We start from the raw sequence: 18,952 nt of genomic DNA, 5'->3' as shown, positions 1-18,952 counted from the left end.
GAGCTGCGCTCCCCTCACCCTGGCCCTCTCCCAAAGGGAGAGGGGAAATTTCATGTACTGTATGTTGAATCTGAAGAGCCTTTGAGGGAGATGAAAGTGGACCTGAGCGTAGTAGTTCCCATTTACAACGAGGAAGACAACATCCCGATCCTGCACGAGCGGATCAGCGAGGCGCTGATGGACGCCGGGCTGGAGTACGAACTGATCCTGGTTGATGATGGTTCCTCCGACAACTCGTACCCCGCCTTGAAGCGCCTGTCCTCCAAGGACGACCGGGTCAAGGTGATCCGCCTGCGCCGCAATTTCGGGCAGACCGCCGCCATGGCAGCCGGATTCGATTCCGCCAGCGGCCGGGTGGTGGTCCCCATGGACGGCGACCTGCAGAACGACCCGCTCGACATCCCGCTGCTTTTGAAGCGCATCGACGAGGGATACGACGTCGTATCCGGGTGGCGCAAGGACCGCAAGGACACCTTCGTCAACCGCAAGCTCCCCTCCATCCTGGCCAACTCGATCATCTCCAAGATGACCGGCGTGCACCTGCACGACTATGGCTGCACCCTGAAGGCCTACCGGCGCGAGGTGCTCGACGACGTCAACCTGTACGGCGAGATGCACCGCTTCGTCCCGGCGCTCGCGCACCAGGTCGGCGCCCGGGTGACCGAGATGCCGGTTCGCCACCACGAAAGGCTGCACGGCAAGAGCAAGTACGGCATCTCCAGGACCATGAAGGTGATCCTCGACCTGATGACCGTCAAGTTCCTGCTCTCCTACTCGACCAAGCCGATCCAGCTCTTCGGTCGCTGGGGGATCTACACCCTCTGTGCAGGTTTTCTGAGCGGCGCCCTGACCGTCTACATGAAGCTGTTTGAGAACACCAGCATGAACCGCAACCCGCTGTTGATCCTGACCGCGTTCCTACTTTTCATGGGGGTCCAGTTCATCGTGCTCGGCCTTCTGGCGGAACTGAGCGCCCGCACCTACTACGAGGCGCAGGGAAAGCCGATCTACAACATCAAGGAAAAGATCAACTTTGCCTGAAACCCCGCTACGCGTACTGGTGCTGGCGCCGACGCCGTTCTTTGCGGATCGCGGCTGCCACGTTCGCATCCTTGAGGAAGCGAAGGCGGCCATCGCCTGCGGGGCGGATGTCCGCCTGGTCACCTACCACATCGGGCGCGACGTCCCCGGTGTGCGCACCGAAAGGATCGCCGGGTTCTCCTGGTACCGTAAGCTGGAGGCCGGCCCTTCCTGGGTGAAGCCCTTCCTTGATTTGCAACTCCTCCTCAAAGCCCTCAAGGTAGCGCGCGAGTTCAAGCCGCACCTGATCCACGCCCACCTTCACGAAGGCGCCTTCTTCGGCGCCTTTCTCAAGATGCTGATCCGGGTCCCCATGCTGTTCGACTGCCAGGGGAGTCTCACCGCCGAGATCACCGACCACGGTTTCGTCAAGCCCGGCTCCCTGTTGCAGCGCTTCTTCGCCACCTTGGAGCATTGGATCAATCGCAGTTCCGATTTCATCGTCACCAGCGCCAGCCCGACCGTCGATCTCCTGCTGAAGGACGGTGTGCCCAAGGATCGCGTTTGCGCCCTCATCGACGGCGTCGATACCGACGAGTTCGCTCCGCAGCCCAAGGCGGCCATCCGCGCCAAGCTCGGGCTCCCCGAGAAGCGTCCCGTGGTGGCATATCTTGGCTTGATGAACAGCTATCAGGGCCTCGATCTGCTTTTGGAAGCCGCCGCGTATCTGAAAGGGCAGGGGGCGAAGATCCACTATCTCATCATGGGTTTCCCCGATGCGCAGTACCGCGAGAAAGCCGAGGCTATGGGGATAGCCGACATCATCACCTTCACCGGGAGGATCCCGTACGACGAGGCCTCGCTCTATCTCAATGCCGGTGATCTCGCCGTCTCCCCGAAAGTTTCCCTCACCGAAGCCAACGGCAAGCTCTTCAACTACATCGCCTGCGGCCTCCCCACCGTCGTCTTCGACACCCCCGTCAACCGAGAGATCCTGGGGGATGCCGCCCTCTATGCGAAATTCGGAGATGCCGTCGACCTCGCCGGAGCCATCGGCCGTCTCGCCGGCGATCGAGAACTGCGCGAGGAATTAGGGCAAGAAGGCCGCGACCGCGCCATCGAACTCCACTCCTGGCAAGCCCGCGGCAAAGAGCTCTCCGGCATTTACCGGCAACTCCTAAGCTGATAGCTGGACTTGGATTTAATTAAACCTTAGATAAGAACCTCCAAATGATATTTCGTGTTCGGAAATGACGTTTCGCGATGCGAAGTGACACTTTTTAGTCCGAAAGTGTCACTTCATCTCTCGAAGTGTCACTTTCGGGTCTAAAAAGATCACTTCACGCCTCGAAGTGTCACTTTTAGGTCCGAAAAAATTCTTCCCTCCGCGAAGGGCGCGAAGTACGCAAAGAAAATGGAATATTGGGGGAAGGGCTGTTTGGCTTTCACTCAAAAGTTTCTCCCTTGCGTTCTTCGCGGACTCCCAGCGTTCTTTGCGTAACCGCTTTTAGCTCCTCGCCAATGGTTTTGGTTTTGTAGTTGAAAATTCCGTGAGTTTATACTACTGTTCAGCACATGAACGGTGACGACGAAAAGGTTTTAGATACTTATCGCTCTTTTCTCCTCCTCTCGGAGATCTCCGGTGACCAGCAACTCTCGCAACGCGAGCTGGCGAAACGCCTCGGCATCGCCTTGGGCCTGGTCAACTCCTACCTGAAGAACCTGGTTGCCAAAGGGTTCGTCCGGGTCAACAACTTCCCCAAAAATCGCTACGCCTACCTTCTCACCCCCAAAGGCTTCGCCGAAAAAAGCAGGCTCGCCTACCAGCACCTGAGCTACTTCTCCGGTCTCTACACCGTTGCCCGCCAGGATTACCTGAAGCTGTTCAAGTCCATGTCGGCCACCGGTGTCAAGCAGGTAGCCTTCTGCGGCATCGACGAAGTAGCCGAAATCGCCTACCTCTCGTTGAAGGAAGCGGGAATGGAATTGACGGTAGCGATGGACGCCGAGGCGGCCGGGCGCAAGTTCTTCGACAAGGCCGTAGTCACTCCTGCGATCGGGCTTCTCTCCGGCAACCACAACATCGTGATCACCTCCATGAAGCGCGGTGCTGCGTTGCGGGATGAACTGCTGCGCATGGGCGTCGAGCCCGGGCGGATCCACCAGGCGGGGCAGAGCTGATGGCCAGCGCGCAGAACAAAAGTGTGAACGTTGTCTTTCGGGCCGACTCCTCGGTTGACATCGGGGCAGGGCACGTCATGCGTTGCCTGACGCTGGCAGCGGCGCTACGTGCGAAAGGCTGTGCCGTCTCTTTCATCAGCCGTGAACTTCCGGGGAACATCTGCGCCAACGTCGAAGCGGCCGGCTATCCCATGTTCCGACTTCCCGCTGATGCGAACCCGAGCCCCGAGGTGCCGTTTGCCCTTGATGTCCACGCTGACATCGAACTGACCGCCGAGATCCTGCGCCAGGAGCGCGCCGACTGGTTGGTGATCGACCATTATGGCGTCGATGCCACCTGGGAGGCGGCTTTGCGTCCCCTGGTCGGCCACATCATGGTCATTGATGACGTCGCCAACCGCAGCCATAACTGTGATCTCCTTCTCGACCAGAATCTTTACGAGGACATGGAAACGCGCTACGACGGCCTCGTGCCGGAAAAGTGTGCGAAATTCCTCGGACCGCGCTATGCACTGCTGCGTGACGAATTCGTGCAGGCGCGCCGCTCTCTGCGTGATCGCGACGGCTCGGTGAAACGCATACTCATCACCTTTGGCGGCGGCGATGCCAGCAACGAAACCGGGAAAGCCCTGGAAGCGTGGCGGCTTGTGGGTCGCGAAGACGTCGCAGTCGATGTCGTTGTCGGCGGGGGCAATCCACACCGTGAGCATTTGAAGCAGCTGTGCGCACAACTCCCCAACGTCTCCTTCCACTGCAACGTGAACAACATGGCCCAGATGATGTCGGAAGCCGATCTCGCCATCGGCGCTGGCGGCAGCACCACCTGGGAAAGGTGCTTTCTCGGCCTTCCCTCCATCACCCTCATCGTCGCCGAAAACCAAGCTGAGACGACAAAAGCGGTTGCCCGCAGGGGAGCGACCTTCAACCTCGGCTGGTACGAGGACGTAGCCGCAGCCGATCTTGCGACAGCCATTAAGCACGTCATTGGAACTCCGGAGGTCATGCAAGGCATGACGCGGGAGAGTTTTTCACTTATGGGTGATTCCGCCTCGTCAGGGGCTGCTTTGCTTGCAGAAAGGCTGTTGGGAACACTATGAATCAGGCTTGGGTTAGCTACCTCCCCGCATTCCTAAGGAAGAGGGTGGAAGGTAGACACGAACTACAGAAGGTACTCACCAACACCGGCTGGCTTTTCGGCGACCGACTGCTCCGAATGGGCATAGGCCTGTTCATAGGCATCTGGATCGCCCGCTATCTCGGCCCGAGCGGGTATGGTCTCATAAGTTACGCCGCTTCGATGTGTGCCGTATTTTCGGCAATAGCTGTGATGGGGCTGGATGCAATCGTAGTTCGTGAGCTGGTCAAAGAGCCTGAGAGAGAACAGGAGATACTCGGTACAGTCCTGGGCATTCGGGTGGTAGCTAGTTTTGCTGCCTATTTTCTTACTGTCGTTACCACATTCATCCTGCGCCCGGACGACCGGAGCTCGCAGCTCTTGGTCGCAGTAATGGGCTGGGCCATGATCTTCGGCTCCTTCGACGTCATCGATCTTTATTTCCAGTCGAAGGTCCAGTCGAAGTTTGCGGTCTATGCGAAGAACACAGGCTTCATCATTGCGTCTATCGTACGAGTTGCCTTGATAGCCGCTAAGGCGCCGGTGGTTGCTTTCGCGGCTGCCAACTCCTTGGAGTACTGTCTCGGCGCCATAGGTCTTTGGTACCTTTACAGGCGCAACGGTGAGTTCATCAGCCGTTGGCGGGTGAGGCTTGAGCTGGCCCGCAAGCTGTTAGCGGATTCATGGCCTTTGGTTCTGTCCGGCATCGTCTTCATGGTCTATATGAGAATCGACCAGATCATGTTGGGCCAGATGTCGACGAATCACGAACTCGGCATCTATGCATCGGCGGTAAAGATAGCGGAAATATGGTTCTTCATCCCGACTGCGATCGTGTCATCTGTCTTTCCCAACATAGTCAGAGCGCGACAGACCGACGAGAAAGAGTTTTACAACCGATTGCAGAAGCTCTACAACCTGCTGGCATTCCTTGGGTATGTCATAGCCATACCCGTCACGTTTCTTGCTGGGGTGGTGGTTTATCTGTTTTATGGCGAAGCTTATGCCGCTGCTGCTCCGATGCTGGTACTCCTGATATGGAGCGATGTGTTTGCCAATCTGGCGGTTGCTAGAAATGCTTTTTTGATGGCGATGAATTGGACGAGGGTGCTCCTTGTAATGACTTTTCTCGGTGCCATTTCTAACATCGCTCTGAACTTCTTTCTGGTTCCAAAATACGGAGGCGTCGGCGCTGCAGCGGCTTCCCTTATCTCATACTGGGTAGCCGGTCACGGCGCCTGCTATCTGTACAAGCCATTGCGTAGGACGGCCAATATGCTAAGCCGATCCCTGCTTTATCCGCGATTCTGGTAACACATCTTGAGGAGGGACGGTGGACGAAACACCCAAAAGCGCAACTTGGACATCTGAATCCATAAGGAGATTCTGGAATTACCAAGGTCTAAAAACCCAAGTGGTAGAAGAGTATTTCTCTTTTCAGGTTGGGGATGCTCTCTGGAATTTACTTAACAGAGCACATGCCACTCCGCGACAAGGGAACATCCTGGATTTCGGGTGTGGGCCAGGTTTCTTATTGGAGAGATTGCTGACTTCAGGTGCCAATTGTTACGGATTTGATTTCTCAGACGCTACGGTTGATAAAGTTAATGGAAAGTTTAAGGCAGAAGAGAACTGGCGCGGTGCAATATCTTCTACTGAGCTTCCTGTTGCTTTTGAAGATAATTTTTTTCATTTTGTGTCCTGCATTGAAACATTAGAACACTTGCTTGATGAGACGTTGCCGGGAACCTTGAAGGAGCTATACCGCCTTTTAAAGACAGATGGGATCGCATTCTTTACGACACCTTTCAACGAAGATCTGTCCAAGAGCATGGTGTACTGCCCCTTTTGTAATCATGAGTTTCACAAGGTGCAGCACGTCAGAAGTTTTACCCATGACGGCATAGTAGATCTACTTGGAAGTCATGGGTTTGAAGTCGTATATTGTGAAGCGATCGACCTGTTTGCTTTGCAGCGCGAAAAGAAGATTACGCGGCACAATCTCAAAAGAGCAAGTAAGTTCTTTACCAATCTCGTTCTCGACACCGTCGCACCAGTAGCGGCGAAAGATGGCAGGCTTAAGGTTCCCCGGTGCACTGCTGGGCCGAACCTTTGTGTTCTAGCCAGAAAGTTGTGATCCTTATGACGGAAAGCCAAATCAGTATAAAGACTGTACCGGTAGCTTCATACTCCAGCGTGGATGATCTGCAGAAGATGCTCCGTGGACTGTTGCTTGACTCGGGTCTCAGTAACGGAGATGCACCCTTCAGAGAAATCATAAAGCCGGGGATGACAGTCCTCCTTAAGCCCAACTGGGTGCTGCACAAAAACTACAGTAACCAGGGGAATGACTGTCTGGTGACTCATCAGAACCTGATCCAGGCGGTGGTGTCGGAAGTGGCATCGGCTGAGCCCGCACGGATTATCATTGCCGATGCTCCGGTGCAGGAGTGTGATTTTGAGTCCCTGGTCCCCTTGGAGTGGCGGGAACGGATCAAGAAGGTGGCTGCTTGCCCCGTCGATATCATTGATTTCAGGCGCACTATCATGCGCAGAACGGATGCAACAGCGACTCAGGTTCGTGATGCCAGGGACGAGGATCGCTACGTCTTGTTCGACTTGGGCGCGGACAGCCTGTTAGAGCCGGTATCCACGCCCGACAGCCGCTTTCGTATCACCTGCTACGATCCCGACCTCCTGGCGCGGCGTCACGGTCCGGGCAAACACCAATACCTGCTTGCCAAAGAGCCGTTTGAAGCTGATGTCATCATCAACCTGCCGAAGATGAAATGTCACAAGAAGGCTGGTCTCACTGGCGCCTTGAAAAACATCGTGGGGTTGAATGGGAACAAGGAGTTCCTCCCGCATCACAGATTGGGCGGCAAGGGGGTCGGCGGGGATTGCTACCCCGGTAGATCCGTGCTCAAGTCGCTGGCGGAGCGCTGCTACGACGAGGCAAATCGCGTAATCGGAACTGCACAGTGTGAACGGTGGTTGAAACGTTCCAGCCACCTTGTTCGCTTGCAGAGCCTGGTCGGCAACCCGGAGATAGAGGGTGGGTGGCATGGCAATGATACCGTGTGGAGGATGACGCTCGACCTAAATCGACTGCTGCTGTACGGTCGTGCCGATGGCACCATCTCGGATACCCCGCTCCGCAAGGTCTACTCTCTCACCGACGGCATTGTTGCCGGAGAGGGGGAGGGGCCTCTGGCCCCCCGGCCGGTCCCGATGGGGGTGTTGACGTTCGCGAGCTCATCGGCGTTTGCAGACTTGGTCAGCGCGTCGCTGATGCACTTTGACTGGCACAAGATCCCCACCGTTCGCGAGGCCTTTGAGGATTTCCGCTATCCGCTCGTATCGCAGGATGCATCAACTGCACGTGTTATCTGCAATGGCGAGGAGATGTCCGTTGAAGACGCGGCGTGTCGTTTCGGGAAGGATTTCCAGGCGTCCGCCGGTTGGCGGGGGCACATCGAGCGGGAGGAGAGCTGTAAATGAGAATTGCAATTCATCCCGACGATAACCTCGGCACCAGTTTCTCAACTCGCTGGATCGAATTCTTTGCCCAGCGTGGCGTTGAGGTGAAGATAGTCAACCTGCTGGCCAGAGACTTCGTCGAGCAACTGGCCGGGTGCGACGGTGTCATGTGGCGCTGGTTCCACCTCGAACAGGATAAACAGTCGGTAAAGACGATTCTTTACGTCATCGAGAACTACCTCAAAATCCCGGTCTTCCCGGACAACGCCACCGGATGGCATTTCGATGAGAAGGTCGCCCAGTGGTATCTCTTCAGGGTGTTGGATGTACCGCAACCGGAAACGTGGATCTTTTGGGACAAGGAGTCGTCGCTTCAGTGGGCAAAGTCGGCTCCCTACCCGGTGGTTTTCAAGCTTTCAGTCGGGGCGGGATCATCCAGCGTGCTGAAGGTCAAGAGCGAGGACGAGGCGGCGGCGCTGATTGAGAGGATGTTCGATCGTGGCATTTTCCCGATGACCATGAACGAGTTCAAGTACCGGTTACTCCCCGGTTCGCGCCGGGAACTGAAGATCACGCTGGCCCGGCCGCTCGACGCCCTTCGCTACGTGGTGCGTAATGAGTACCCGCGCCTGCCCAAGGACTGGTGGAAGCCGGAACGCGGCTATGTGCTGTTCCAGGAGTTCCTGCCCAACAACGATTTTGACACCCGAGTCACCGTCGTCGGGAGCCGTGCCTTCGCCTTTAGGCGGATGAACCGGCCCGGGGACTTCCGCGCTTCGGGGAGCGGAAACATCGACTGGAGTCCCGAAGCGATAGATAAACGCTGCCTGAAGATGGCCTTCGACATCTCTCGCCAAGCGAAGTTCCAGACTATGGCTTTTGATTTCCTCTACCGCAATGGTGAGCCTGTGGTCTGCGAGGCGAGCTATACCTTTGTCAGTTCGGCGGTCCATAGCTGCCCTGGACATTGGGATCCGGAACTTAATTGGCATGAAGGCCAGATGTGGCCGGAAGAGGCCCAGGTTGAAGATTTCCTGGCGGAGATTCAGGCGAGGTCGGTCGCAAGATAGCTATGCGCAATTGTTCTTTAAAGGGGAAAAGCATAGTCCTTGCGTTCGGCAGCCTCGACATGGGGGGCGCGGAGCGCCAGGGGCTGTACCTGGCACGGGCGCTTCAGGAGACATGGGGCGCGCGGGTCGTGGTGCTCGGGCTGTCCGCCCGCCAGGGAAGAGTGTCGGAGCTGTGCGACCAGCGGGGGCTACAGTGGCGCGGCTTCGACTTCAACTGGGGCAAGACGGCGCCGACGCGCCTCTTCAACCTGGTCCGCCTCGCCCGAGAACTTCGCTCTCTAACCCCTGACGTCATTCTCTCCTACACGGCAATCCCTAACCTCGCCTGCGGCAATGTCTGGCGTTCCACCGGTGCCCGGCTCTTCGTCTGGAATCAGCGTGACGAGGGGCTGCTGCTCAACCGGAAGCTATGGCACCGGCGCGCGGTCAGCTCGACCGACTTTTTCATCGCCAATTCCGGCAACGCGAAAAGCTTCCTGATCGATACCTACCCACTGGGTGGGAAGCGGATCGAGGTGGTCCATAACGGTGTCGAAGAGTGCCTCCCTCAGGGCTCGCGCGAGGAGTGGAGAGCACGGCTGGATATCGCAGCAGACCGCTTGGTGGGCTGCATGGTCGCAAACTTCCATCCTTTCAAGGACCACGCGACTCTCATCAAGGCGTGGGCCGAAGTCGTCGCCGGAAGCGGTGAACCGACTGCCGCTCCGATCTTGCTGCTGGCGGGCCGCAACGATGTGGGGGAGGAGAACCTGCGCCAACTTGTGCAGGACCTGAAACTCGTCCCTTACGTCAGATTTCTGGGACGGGTCGATGATGTGGCGGGGCTCTTGAGGGCAAGCGACCTCTGCCTGCACAGTTCCAAATCCGAAGGGCTTCCCAACGCCGTGTTGGAGTCGATGGCGGCCGGATGCCCGGTGGTCGGGACCGATATACCCGGGGTCCGGGAGGCGCTGGGGGACGACGTGGACGAGTCGCTGGTGCCGGTTGGTAATTGCGATGCCTTCGCCGACCGCATACGCCGTGTTTTCGGCGATCCAGATCTGCGGCAGCGCATGGTCCTGCGGCAGCGGGAGCGGGTCGCCCTCAACTTCAGCCTGGACGGCATGTGCAACCGTAGCGCAGCGTTGCTTTCCGGTTGGCTGGAGGGTGCGGAGCCTGCTACCCAGGCGGCCAAAGCGGGTGTCAAGTCATGATGCGCCTTCTCTTCAAAGTGCTGCACGCGACCGGCCTCTGGTGCCTCCTGGTGCGCTGCGGCATGCTGCTGTCGCGGCTGATCCCGCTTCGCAACGACTCGGGGATGTTTTTCTTCTTCCCGTGCTACCACATCGGTGGTGCTGAGAAGGTCCACGCCGACATCGTGGCCTGTTTCGCGGAGCTGACCCCGTGGGTCATCTTCACCCGCAAGTCGCACAACACCCTGTACCGGGATCTCTTCGCCAAGTCGGCGCGCCTCTTCGACCTCTGGTTCCTGGGGGGGCTGTACCCCCTGAGTGTCGGTCTCGCTGCCGGTTTGGTGAACCGGCACGAGAATGCGGTCGCCTTTGGCTGCAACAACATTTTTTACTACTACCTTGTTCCTTATCTTGGGGATAAGGTCAGGAAGTTCGATCTTACCCACGCCTTCGACGGCTTGGAGCGTTACAGCTTGCCGGTGGCGCACCGGCTCGAGGCGCGTGTGGCGATCAATGCGAAGACTGTCGCTGACTTCGCACAGCAGTACCGGGACCACGGGCTCGACGCGCGTCTTATGGATCGGGTGGTGTTGATCGAGAACCGGGTGGAGGTCGCCCCTGCGCTGAACCTACGCCCGACCGGTCGGCCGCTGCAGGTGCTGTACGTGGGGCGTGGCACCGTGGAAAAACGGGCTCACTTGGTCGGCCGCGTGGCGCGGCTTTGCTGCGGCCAGGGAGCTACGGCTCCGTTCACCTTGGTCGGGCGGGGCCTTCCCGAAGCGGTTGTGGCCGACGATCATGCCTATTGCCGCTTCACGGGCGAAATCCACGACGCAGGACAACTGCAGGCGTTGTACCGGGATGCTGACGTGTTGTTGCTGACCTCCAGCCGCGAAGGATTCCCGCTGGTCATCATGGAGGCCATGGGCAACGGCGCCATTCCCATCGCCACCAATGTAGGCGGCATAGCAGTGCACCTGCGCCACGGGCACAACGGCTTCCTCGTTGACGGCGCCGATGAAGAGCGCATCGTTCGGGAGATGAGTGTCTTGCTGATCGATCTCGCCACCAATGTCGAGACGCGCGAGCAGGTTTCGCAGGCAGCTTACCGCTACGCCTGTGAGCACTTCTCCCCCGAAGGTTTCTGCGCCGGTTACCGGAACCTGCTGCTCCCCGCGGGTGCAGGGGCGGGCAAAGGACGGACATGAAAAAGCTGAAGATCCTGTTCATATCGCACACCGCGCGTTGCGCCGGGGCGGAGGGGTGCCTGCTGACGCTGGTTCGCTGCCTGGATAAGGAGCGTTTCGAGTCGGTCGTGGTGCTTCCCGTGGAAGGAGTCCTGGCTGACGAACTAAGGCAGGCGGGTGCCCGCACCATCATCTCTCCGTTGGAGTGGTGGCTCAGGGGGGCTCGCAGCTATGGGCTCATGGGGAGCGACATCCGCGGTAGAGTCGACGCCCTTATCGCGATAATGAAGGCGGAGCGGCCGGACCTGGTGCACACCAACACCTCGGTAGTCTGGGAGGGGGCGCTCGCTGCCGCTTTTGTTGGCGTGCCCCACGTATGGCACCTGCACGAGATCCTCACCGGTCACCCCAGCTTGAAAGGGGTGTTCCCAGTCCCCGTGATCTACTCGCTGATCGGCCTCCTCTCGAAACGGGCGGTCGCGGTTTCCGAGGCGGTGCGCGCAACTGCCGCCGGCGCGGTCGGTGCGAACAAGGTGACGGTGATCCACAACGGAGTCGCGGAGTCTTCCGTTTCGGTAACGCAGGCAAAGGAACTCCGGGCCGAATTAGAGATTGCGGACGATCATTTCATGGCAGTTGCCGTGGGCGGTCTCATTCCGGAGAAGGGATTCGACACCCTCATCGACGCGGCGGAGCGGCTCAAGCAAAAGGGGCGGATTGTCATCGTAATCGTGGGGCGCGGCGAACCGGCTGCAGTCGCTAAGCTTACCGACGCCATCTCTTCGCGCGGCCTGGAAGCTGCCGTGCGTTATCTCGGCTACCGGGGCGACGTCCCGCGCATCCTCGCGGCTGCCGGCCTGTTCGTGCTTTCCTCCCGTTCCGAGGCCTTTCCCTTGGTGGTCCTGGAGGCAATGGCTGCCGGAAAGCCCGTGGTTGCCACCGATTGCGGCGGGCCGCGTGAGATGGTGGTGGAAGGCGAGACCGGCCTGCTGGTCCCGGTAGCGGATGCCGCCGCCCTGGCTGAAGGGATCGCGAGACTGGCTCAAGATCCGGAATTGTGCACGGAGATGGGACTGGCCGGCCGGAAGCGTTTCGATGCACATTTCACCGAGACGGTCTACGCTCAGCGCTTCGCCGATGTTTACCTAGATGTGCTGCAGGCGGGGCCCATGCCGGCGCTGGAGGACGGCGAGCGCATCTTCCTGGATGGGATGATGCAGACCTACCAGCGCATCGCGGAGAACGCACTGGCAAAGGGGACCCTGCAGGAGTTGGCGCTGCTGACCAAGAGGGCGGCTGCACTGCCGCTGCGTTCGCTGCAGTGGGCCAAGGACCGCATGAAGCGGGGTAGACGCTAGATGCCCAAGGTCTCCATCATCATCCTGAACTGGAACGGGAAGCCGCTCCTCAAGGAGTGCCTGGACTCGCTGGCCCGGCAGACCTTCACCGACTTCGAGACGGTGCTGCTCGACAATGGTTCCTCCGACGGCTCAACCGAGTACCTCCGGCAGCATTACCCTTGGGTGCACCTCGTCGCCCTGCCTGAGAACATCGGGTTTGCCGGTGGCAACAACCGTGCGTTTCAGGATTGTTCCGGCGAGTTCATCGTCGCCCTCAACAACGACACCAAACTTGAACCGACCGCACTCGCAGCGTTGGTCGCCGCCGCGGAGGCCGACCCCGGAGTCGGCATGGTAGCCGCGAAGATGGTGAACTTCTACCAGACCGGCAGGATCGATTCGGTCGGGATAGGGGTTGCCGGCAACGGCATGGGGCACAACATCGGCGTAGGCGAACAGGACCAAGGGCAATACGACGTTGCCGCGGAGGTGTTCGGCCCTTGTGGCGGCGCCGCCCTGTACCGGCGCTCGATGCTGGAGAAGGTGGGATTTTTCGACTCCGACTTCTTCGCCTACTACGAGGACCTCGATCTCGCCTGGCGCGGCAGGCTGGCCGGGTGGCGCGGGGTGACGGCGCCGGCGGCCGTGGTGCATCACGTACACTCGGCGACCAGCGGCAAGATGAGCCCGTTCACCGTCTACCACGTGCAGCGCAACAAGTGGTTCGTGCTGATCAAGGACTGGCCGGCATTGCTGCTGCTGCGCTTTCTCCCCAAGATCGTGCTCTTCGACCTTGCCGCGCTGCTGTTGGCCATCCTGCGCGGCCGCGGAGGTGCGGCACTGAGAGCGCGCCGGGACGTCATTCGCAACCTGCCCCGGCTCCTCGCCCAGCGTAAGGCGATACAACGGGTACGCAGAATCGACGTTGCCGACGCGCAGGCGCTCTTCAGAAAGAGCGAGGGGGCGCTGGCCACCTTCCGGCGCAAGATGCGGGACCGTTAGCAAGTTAGGCTTGCAATTTGTAGCGATTGCAGATTACTCTCCAACGGTGCAACTTCGCGACAACCTTGACCACTTCGCCGTGCCTCCCAGGAGCAGGAGCATGACCAGATGAAGATCGTTTTCCTCGCGCCGTTCGGCATCAGGCCCAAGGGGACCGTGCTGGCCCGTATGGTTCCCATCGCCGCGGAACTCCAGGCCCTGGGGCACGAGGTCGTCATCGTCGCCCCTCCCTACACCAACCCGGAGGACTCGGGGAGGGTGGAGGTGGTGCGCGGCGTTCGGCTGGTGAACGTGACGCTTGGTCCGCGGCACAAGGTGCTTGCCGCCCCGGTATTGGCCTGGCGCATGTTGCGCGCGGCACTTTCCGAAAAGCCCGACCTTGTTCACCTCTTCAAGCCAAAGGGTTACGGCGGGCTCGCCGCCATGCTCCTTGTCATGCTGCAGCGCGTCGGCATCAGGGTTCCCGCCCTGTTCCTGGACACCGATGACTGGGAAGGCAAGGGGGGGATGAACGACCTGCACGACTATTCCGGCGCCGAAAAACGCTTCTACGCTTTCCAGGAGCAGTGGCTCACCCGGCAGGCCGCCGGCGTTACCGTCGCCAGCCGGGGACTGCAGCACTTGGTTGAGGGGCTTGGCGTTGCTCCCTCCGGCATGCTCTACCTACCCAACTGCGTCGCGGCTCCCACGCCCGGCGACGGCGGGAGGGTGCGCGCGCAGCATGGTATTGCCGCCGACGCGCCGGTGGTGCTCCTCTATACGAGATTTTTCGAGTTCTGCCAGGAGAAACTGCACTACCTGTTCGCGCAGATCCATCGCCAGGTGCCGCAGGTGCGTTTCCTGGTGGTGGGCAAGGGGCGCCGGGGTGAAGAGGAACTGCTCCAGAAGGTGGCCGCCGATTCCGGGTTCGCCGCTGCGCTGGTAGTGGCAGGTTGGGTCGAGCCTGCATCCATTCCCGATTATCTCGCGGCAGGGGACGTGGCCATCTATCCCTTTGACGATACCCTGGTCAACCGCACCAAATGCCCTGCCAAGCTGACCGAGATTCTGTTGGCGGGGAGGGCCGTGGTTGCCGACCGCGTGGGGCAACTGGCCGAGTATATCGACGACGGTCGCTCCGGGCTTCTGTGCGATCCTGATGATTGGGATCAGATGGCGGGGCGCGTGGCGGAGCTGTTGAATTCCGGGCAGAGGCAGCGGCAGTTGGGGGGGGCGGGGATGAACTACCTCCTCGACAACTTCAACTGGAAAGGCGCTGCCGTCTCTCTCGACCAGTTTTACCGGCAGCGGTTGCCTCTGTCCGCCGGTTCCCGATAAGGAGTAAGAAGTGTCCAAGGTAGATGTCGCCGTTCAGTCCTACATGAAGCCAGAGTCGCTCCTGTACACCTTGATGACCCTCAAGGAGCAGAGCGGGGCGCTGATCGACACCGTGTACATCAACGATGACTGCTCCGCTCCGGGTGTCGTGGAAAAGTACCGGAGCGCCGCCGTCCAGGAGTACTTCCACCCCTGGAAGATCAAGGTCAGGGTCAACACCCACAGGACCAAGTGGGGCCCCGGTTTCGTGCGCGGTTACTGGCCGAGGCACCTGAGCGTCTGGCGGTTTTTGAAGTTCGGCCTGATCAACCTCTACTCCAACGGGCGCCTCTTTTACGATCGCGAGAACATTCGTTACCAGTGGGCACTGGAACAGAGCGACAAGGAATGGGTCTACCTCATTCACGACGACATCGAGTTTACCGACGACGTGGTCAAGCTGTACCTCGATTACGCTCAGCGGATGACCAACCCCGCCATCATCGGGGACCTGGGACAGTGCTGGTTCTGTCGGCACTTCACGGAGGAGCCTCCCTGCAACCGCGCCAAGATCATGGAGGGGATCTATCCCTCCGAGGAATGGCCTATCACCGGCGTCGGCAAAAAGCGCAGGGCCTGCCGCATCAACGAGTGGTCCTGCATGGTGTCGACGCGGGCGGCGCGTGACATCGCCGAGCGTGAGCGGGCCTTCTTCGGCAACTACGACGACTTCGGCGATGTCGGAGCCTACTGGTTCGACCGCGCCATCGCCTTGGGGTACTCCTTCGCCGATCCCATTACCGATTCCGACGAGAAGCTCAAGTTTTACCTGCACGGCTGGCAGGGGCATTCGGGGCACGCGGTATGGGTCAACCAGGGCGACGGCAAGGTTCAGTACCAAAACAGCCTTATCGAGCAGAGGATGCAGGAAAAGTTTGGCGTCGTGCTTTGACGCCTGCCGTTTGACTTTAATTACTTGCAAAAAGTACGGAGCATATTCATGACGGAGCGCAGAAAAGACCTCTTGATCCTTTCCGGATTGCTGGCGGTGTTGTTGCTTTATTTTTCGAAGATACTCTTCACGCACCAGATCGTACGCGCTCCCGACATCATCAACGAGTTCTACTGGGGGGTGAAAGGAGCCGGCAGCCAGCCTTTCTGGTCCTTGTTCAGGGTCAACTTGAGCAGCGCCGGGTGGGACTATCTGATCAACTCAGGATCGACCAACGAGGGCGGGGCCGCCTCGATGCAGTTCCTCTTCACGCGGAACCTCATCTTGTGGCTCTTCCCCGCGCCCAGCAACGTGGCCTGGTACATGGTCTTCCACATCTTCGTGGGCGGGGCCGGCGCCTATTATTTTTGCCGCGTTCTGGGGACCGGCAGGTACGCGGCCCTCGCCGCCGCGCTGATCTTCACCCTTGCTCCGGAAAACGCCAGTCTCATCAACGCCGGCCATGTCATGAAGATCGCCACCATCTCCTTTACCCCTTGGGCCTTCTACTTCCTGGAGAAGGGTTTCCGGACCAGGAGGCTGCTGTTCTTTATGACCACGGCGGTCGTACTGGCCTTCCAGTTTTTCCACACCCACTGGCAGGTTGCCTACTACACCTGTCTCGCCATCGGGGTCTACGGCGTGGCGCGCTCCCTGTGCATCGTCTTCGCCGACCATGACGGCAAGAAGGCATTCGGCCGGCTGCTCGCCTTGAACGTGACCCTGCTGGTCTTCTTCCTCACCACGGTCGCCATCTCCCTGGTTCCTCTGGCCAATTGGTCCAAGGAGACCAACCGCGGCGTGAACAGCGGGGCGAACGTCACCGCGGCCACAGGGCAGACCGAGGCGAAGGGGGGGCTTGCGCGGGAAGAGGCGATGTCTTGGTCGCTCCCTCCCGAGGAGACGGCGGCCTTCATCATCCCAGGTATGTTCGGGTTTTCCCGCCAGGAAGCGGGCGCCAACCCGTCCAACATCGACTCATACTACTGGGGACGGATGAACTTCACCCAGACGGTGAGCTACATGGGGCTGCTCCCCTGGCTGCTTTTGCCCCTGCCGCTCATCTTCAGAAGGGATCGTTTTACCTGGCTCGCTCTCTCCGCGGTCGTGGTAGGGATCCTGTTCTCCATGGGGAAATACACCCTCTTCTACAACCTGCTCTTCGACTACTTCCCGGGCATCAACCGTTTCCGCGTGCCCAAGATGATCATGTTCATCCCGGTACTGGGGCTCGGTGTGCTCTCGGCGTTCGCCATCGACCTGCTGCTCGACCCGGCGGTTCGCACCAGCCGCGCCTTCAAGCGCTACCTGATCGGCGTCGTCGCCCTTCCGGTGCTGCTCATGGTGCTGGTCGGGGTGGAGGTGACCACCGGGAACTTCTGGGTGAATAAGTTCATCGACATCATCGGTCAGCCCACCCGTTACGAGCCGCAAAGCGACAAGCTCGTGCTGCAGCGCTGGACCAACCTGATCAATGAAACCTGGATCGCGGCCGCGTTGGCCGGCATCTTCGCAGTGGTCTTCGCCATGTACCAGCGCGGCAAGTTGAGCGCGAAACTGCTTCCCTTCATGCTGATCGGGCTGTTCCTGGTCGATACCGGGCGGGTCAACGCCAAGTTCCTGTTCCTCGTCGATGAACCGCACAAGGCGGCGGCGGTGCAGCCCCCGGACATCGCGTACCTTGTCAAGCAGCCCAAGGAGTTCCGTGCTCTGCCGTTGAACGGAGATCCGATGCCCTACGCCGCGGCCGGCGTCCCGGTCATGTTCACTTCAAACCCGGTGCAACAGCGGCGTTGGCAGGAGTTTCTGGACAATTTCAACCTGGCCTCCAGCATGCCCGACATCATGAACGTGCGGTACCTGGTTGCGACCAAGGAGCAGTACGAGCAGGACAAGGCCGCCCTGGCGGGCAAGTATGTCCCGGTGTTCGTCTCCCCCAACGGGGCCATGATGATTTTGGAGAACAAGACCGTGTTGCCCAAGGCGTGGCTCGCCCCGGTGGCGGTGCAGGTTCCGGACCCGGCCGACGCGTTGGGAGCCCTGCAGAACCCGCAGTTCGATCCGCGCATGATCGCCATTGTCGAGACACCTCCCCCGATCCCGATTGCCGGCCCTGGCGCAACGATACCGGCTACCGGCCCCGGGCAGGTGCGGGTCAGCAAGTATGAGGCGGAGAAGATAGATCTCGAGGCCGCAGTGAACATGAACTCCATGCTGGTGATGGGGGAGAAGTACTACAAGGGGTGGAAGGCGACGGTGGACGGGAAGCTGACCGAGATTTATCCGGTCAACCACGTGTTGCGCGGGATTTACCTGACCCCGGGCGTGCACAAGGTCGAGTTCGTGTTCGATCCGACCCCATTCAAGATCGGCAAGACTTTGACCCTGGCCTCCTTCGCCATCTTCGCGCTGTTCCTCGGGCGTGAGATCTGGCTCGCCCGCCGCGCAAAAGGGGCGGGAGCGTAAAACATAGAGGAAATAACCTGATTTGTAACGCAAAGCCGCAAAGGCGCTAAGAAAAACTTTTTTAGGGTAAATCAAGGCTTGATTCCTATGTTTTGGTTCCTTAGCGTCTCTGCGGCTTTGCGTTACATCGCTTTTGATTAAACTGTTTTTCCAGTTATGCTCCTCTTTGCGCGTAAGGCTTTACGCTCGGAGGTGGTAGATGACGGAAAATGAATTGAGCGCCCATATCGTTGATTGTGCTGTAGAGGTTCACAGAAACTTGGGTGGACCTGGTCTTCTTGAATGTGTGTACGAGGAGGCTCTGGCTTGGGAGTTAAAGCAACGCGGATTTCCAGTCGGGCGTCAGTTGGAGGTGCCCGTAACCTATAAAGGGCACGAATTAGGCGTCCCGCTCAGGCTGGATCTTTTGGTCGGGAAATTGGTGGTGGTCGAAGTGAAGGCTGTCAGTCAGTACAACACCATCTTTGAATCACAGGCACTCACCTATCTGCGTATGCTGAACCTGAAGCTGGGCATGGTCATTAACTTCGGTGAAAAGCTTGTGAAGGATGGGATTCATAGAGTAGTAAATGGTTTGTGACTACAAAAGGCAAACCGGTTATTAACGCAAAGACGCAAAGGCGCTAAGAACTT

At 59.2% G+C, this 18,952-nt stretch carries 16 protein-coding genes; all 16 read left to right on the top strand.

All coding sequences use genetic code 11. The features are described 5' to 3' along the window. Nucleotides 1–96: 96 nt before the first annotated feature. The 16 genes from JFN90_RS20200 to JFN90_RS20125 all read left to right on the top strand — a co-directional run bounded on the left by JFN90_RS20200 (nt 97) and on the right by JFN90_RS20125 (nt 18,899). A complete protein-coding gene (locus JFN90_RS20200; protein WP_199396928.1) occupies nt 97–1,041 on the top strand; it encodes a glycosyltransferase family 2 protein in 945 nt (314 codons plus the stop codon). Then, a complete protein-coding gene (locus tag JFN90_RS20195; RefSeq protein WP_199396927.1) occupies nt 1,034–2,206 on the top strand; it encodes a glycosyltransferase family 4 protein in 1,173 nt (390 codons plus the stop codon). The genes JFN90_RS20200 and JFN90_RS20195 overlap by 8 nt, the downstream gene beginning before the upstream one ends. 389 nt (nt 2,207–2,595) lie before the next feature. Continuing rightward, entirely contained in the window at nt 2,596–3,201 is a 606-nt protein-coding gene (locus JFN90_RS20190) for a winged helix-turn-helix transcriptional regulator (RefSeq protein ID WP_199396926.1), read from the top strand. Then, nucleotides 3,201–4,298, top strand: coding sequence for a UDP-2,4-diacetamido-2,4,6-trideoxy-beta-L-altropyranose hydrolase (gene pseG, locus JFN90_RS20185; RefSeq protein WP_199396925.1), 1,098 nt, complete (start codon nt 3,201–3,203; stop codon nt 4,296–4,298). The genes JFN90_RS20190 and pseG overlap by 1 nt, the downstream gene beginning before the upstream one ends. Nucleotides 4,299–4,342: 44 nt before the next feature. Beyond that, a complete protein-coding gene (locus tag JFN90_RS20180; RefSeq protein WP_328755924.1) occupies nt 4,343–5,629 on the top strand; it encodes a flippase in 1,287 nt (428 codons plus the stop codon). A 19-nt stretch (nt 5,630–5,648) separates the two neighbouring features. Continuing rightward, complete coding sequence (locus JFN90_RS20175) at nt 5,649–6,452, top strand: class I SAM-dependent methyltransferase (RefSeq protein ID WP_199396923.1); 804 nt, start codon at nt 5,649–5,651, stop codon at nt 6,450–6,452. Nucleotides 6,453–6,511: 59 nt separating this feature from the next. After that, entirely contained in the window at nt 6,512–7,816 is a 1,305-nt protein-coding gene (locus tag JFN90_RS20170; protein ID WP_199396922.1) for a DUF362 domain-containing protein, read from the top strand. Then, nucleotides 7,813–8,865 (top strand): ATP-grasp domain-containing protein, encoded by a 1,053-nt coding sequence (locus JFN90_RS20165; protein ID WP_199396921.1) that lies wholly within the window; start codon nt 7,813–7,815, stop codon nt 8,863–8,865. The genes JFN90_RS20170 and JFN90_RS20165 overlap by 4 nt, the downstream gene beginning before the upstream one ends. A 2-nt stretch (nt 8,866–8,867) precedes the next feature. Next, complete coding sequence (locus tag JFN90_RS20160) at nt 8,868–10,058, top strand: glycosyltransferase family 4 protein (RefSeq protein ID WP_199396920.1); 1,191 nt, start codon at nt 8,868–8,870, stop codon at nt 10,056–10,058. Beyond that, the gene (locus JFN90_RS20155) at nt 10,055–11,245 is read left to right on the top strand and encodes a glycosyltransferase family 4 protein (protein ID WP_199396919.1); all 1,191 of its coding nucleotides are present in this window, start codon (nt 10,055–10,057) and stop codon (nt 11,243–11,245) included. Before JFN90_RS20160 ends, JFN90_RS20155 begins: the two co-directional genes overlap by 4 nt. After that, nucleotides 11,242–12,582: a glycosyltransferase family 4 protein gene (locus JFN90_RS20150; protein ID WP_199396918.1), complete on the top strand. Its 1,341-nt coding sequence runs from the start codon at nt 11,242–11,244 to the stop codon at nt 12,580–12,582. The genes JFN90_RS20155 and JFN90_RS20150 overlap by 4 nt, the downstream gene beginning before the upstream one ends. Beyond that, nucleotides 12,583–13,566, top strand: a complete 984-nt coding sequence (locus tag JFN90_RS20145; protein ID WP_199396917.1) for a glycosyltransferase family 2 protein — start codon at nt 12,583–12,585, stop codon at nt 13,564–13,566. It abuts the gene before it with no gap. 108 nt (nt 13,567–13,674) lie between these two features. Further along, complete coding sequence (locus JFN90_RS20140) at nt 13,675–14,883, top strand: glycosyltransferase family 4 protein (RefSeq protein WP_199396916.1); 1,209 nt, start codon at nt 13,675–13,677, stop codon at nt 14,881–14,883. Nucleotides 14,884–14,893: 10 nt separating this feature from the next. Further along, nucleotides 14,894–15,814: a hypothetical protein gene (locus tag JFN90_RS20135; protein ID WP_199396915.1), complete on the top strand. Its 921-nt coding sequence runs from the start codon at nt 14,894–14,896 to the stop codon at nt 15,812–15,814. A gap of 48 nt (nt 15,815–15,862) precedes the next feature. After that, nucleotides 15,863–18,319, top strand: coding sequence for a YfhO family protein (locus JFN90_RS20130; protein WP_199396914.1), 2,457 nt, complete (start codon nt 15,863–15,865; stop codon nt 18,317–18,319). A gap of 199 nt (nt 18,320–18,518) precedes the next feature. Continuing rightward, the gene (locus JFN90_RS20125) at nt 18,519–18,899 is read left to right on the top strand and encodes a GxxExxY protein (protein ID WP_199396913.1); all 381 of its coding nucleotides are present in this window, start codon (nt 18,519–18,521) and stop codon (nt 18,897–18,899) included. Nucleotides 18,900–18,952 lie beyond the last annotated feature (53 nt).

This window comes from Geomonas propionica, assembly GCF_016458235.1.
Lineage (GTDB): Bacteria > Desulfobacterota > Desulfuromonadia > Geobacterales > Geobacteraceae > Geomonas > Geomonas propionica.
This window is presented reverse-complemented; position numbering and strand designations above follow the sequence as displayed.

Excerpts from the sequence above, each read along its gene's own strand:
- JFN90_RS20130 (WP_199396914.1), top strand. The coding sequence starts at position 15,863 with ATGACGGAGCGCAGAAAAGACCTCTTGATCCTTTCCGGATTGCTGGCG.
- pseG (WP_199396925.1), top strand. The coding sequence starts at position 3,201 with ATGGCCAGCGCGCAGAACAAAAGTGTGAACGTTGTCTTTCGGGCCGAC.
- JFN90_RS20165 (WP_199396921.1), top strand. The coding sequence starts at position 7,813 with ATGAGAATTGCAATTCATCCCGACGATAACCTCGGCACCAGTTTCTCA.
- JFN90_RS20160 (WP_199396920.1), top strand. The coding sequence starts at position 8,868 with ATGCGCAATTGTTCTTTAAAGGGGAAAAGCATAGTCCTTGCGTTCGGC.
- JFN90_RS20190 (WP_199396926.1), top strand. The coding sequence starts at position 2,596 with ATGAACGGTGACGACGAAAAGGTTTTAGATACTTATCGCTCTTTTCTC.
- JFN90_RS20145 (WP_199396917.1), top strand. The coding sequence starts at position 12,583 with ATGCCCAAGGTCTCCATCATCATCCTGAACTGGAACGGGAAGCCGCTC.
- JFN90_RS20150 (WP_199396918.1), top strand. The coding sequence starts at position 11,242 with ATGAAAAAGCTGAAGATCCTGTTCATATCGCACACCGCGCGTTGCGCC.
- JFN90_RS20140 (WP_199396916.1), top strand. The coding sequence starts at position 13,675 with ATGAAGATCGTTTTCCTCGCGCCGTTCGGCATCAGGCCCAAGGGGACC.
- JFN90_RS20125 (WP_199396913.1), top strand. The coding sequence starts at position 18,519 with ATGACGGAAAATGAATTGAGCGCCCATATCGTTGATTGTGCTGTAGAG.
- JFN90_RS20155 (WP_199396919.1), top strand. The coding sequence starts at position 10,055 with ATGATGCGCCTTCTCTTCAAAGTGCTGCACGCGACCGGCCTCTGGTGC.